The organism is Coprococcus sp. ART55/1, assembly GCF_000210595.1.
In the GTDB taxonomy this organism is placed as follows: Bacteria; Bacillota; Clostridia; order Lachnospirales; family Lachnospiraceae; genus Coprococcus; species Coprococcus aceti.
The window spans coordinates 2,970,798-2,972,555 of the sequence record NC_021018.1 but is presented as its reverse complement, the minus strand read 5'-3'; the positions used below and the strand labels follow the sequence as shown (position 1 = coordinate 2,972,555).

Annotated in this window: 1 protein-coding gene; it reads left to right on the top strand. The window is 44.6% G+C overall.

The window, feature by feature from the left end; all coding sequences use genetic code 11:
- Positions 1 to 1,758 (top strand): tubulin-like doman-containing protein (locus tag CCU_RS13375; RefSeq protein ID WP_208896403.1); only part of this gene is annotated, 1,758 nt, incomplete at both ends.

Below are 1,758 nucleotides of genomic sequence, written 5' to 3'. Positions count from 1 at the left end.
ACAGACCGGACATTGAGAATGTTCTGGAGAACGGAATCCAGAAGAATCCGATCCATGAGAATCTTGCAAACTGGATGGATCCTGAATTCCCGGCTATCACGATAGGAAGAGACGGAGCAAAGGGGAACAGACAGATTGGACGTCTGATGTTCTCGAATGCATATACGGATGTCAGAATGCTCCTTTTTGATAAGCTTCAGGATGTATACGACAAGACGACGGAGGGAACAGTCGATGTTCTGATCGTATCCGGAATCGCCGGAGGAACCGGAAGTGGAATCCTCTCAGATGTCGCATATAACATACGTGCGTATGGTAAGGCGAAGAAGTGGAACAATCTGAGGATTGGCGGTTGCCTGCTCACACCGGATGTACTGTTCGGTCATAAGGCTGTATACGAAGATACAGAGCTTGTGGCGAGACTCAATGCAAATGGATGTGCGACCCTCAAGGAAGTTGATTATTATATGAAGCTCTCCGAGAAGGATGACAACTATACATTTATCAGTAAGTCAAACAAGATGGTCATCAGGGAGAATCTCTTTGATGCTTGCATGCTTGTATCAGGTAGAAAGGACGAACAGGGCTACATACCTGAGGGATACATCACAAGGGATACAGCAAGCTTCCTCTACAGGCTAGCCAGCAACAAGTTCATTGGCAACAATGACGTGGAGAACGACAGGAAGCTTCTCAGGGATGTATTTTTTGAGAATGAGGGATATTCCATCACGAACTGGAAGATGGAGCACAGTGACGAGAATATCAAGAAGTCAAACTGCTATTACAAGGTAGTAAGCGAGGCTGACTACCATATTCCTATCAAAGAGATAGAGAATATGTGTGAGAATGATCTGTTTTCCCAGGCATATAAGGGATTGTTCAGATCTCCGTTCAAGGAGGGCAATGCCGAGGAGGATATCAAGAATGCACTCACAGAGCTCACTGTATTCTTGCAGGAGGAGCAGGGTGAGGATATCAAACTTGCCGTGAACGGTCTCATACAGTATGGTCAGATCACCAAGCCTACATATAAGATGATAAAGAAGAATACGGACGGTCTTCGAGAGGGCTTTGCCAAGAAGATGGAGAACTTTGAGAAGGAACTTCCGGTTATCATAAAGTCGATGAAGAACAAGCTTTGGAGTTCACTTGATGATGTGATATCCAAATATATGAATGAGTTTGGCCCATATGGCGCAATAGATGTCATAGGTGCACCGAGTGCCGGTGTAACAGATTCTACAAAGGGTATGATGGCTGAAGTCAGAAAGCTTGAGAAGATGATGAAGGATTATACACCGTCGGGTGAATATACTAGAATTATTGATTCCATCAAGACCATTGTTGCGAAGAGATTCTTCACTTTCCCTTCAGCGAAGAGGGAGACTGAGAATGGTTATTTCGATGCATGCATCAAGGAAGCACTTGCTGCGGAGAGAACAAAGCTTATAGATGAACTCGATGCACAGGATCTGTTTGGAGATACACTTAGATGGCTTCAGCAGAGGGCAGAGAGACTTGACGAGATATATTCACAGTTTGGAGAGGATCTGAAGAATTCCATCGAGGATCTTGCGAATAACGGTGATAAGGCTGTTGGCAATATACTCAAGAAAGCCAAGAGACATGAATTCCTTCCGACTGATTATGTCACATCCAGAAGGATAAAAGAGATGGAGACAGGGATCATCAAGCTCATGCTGGACAACGAGTCCAATATAGACAGTGGAAGAGTTGTTCCTGTCAAGGATGAGA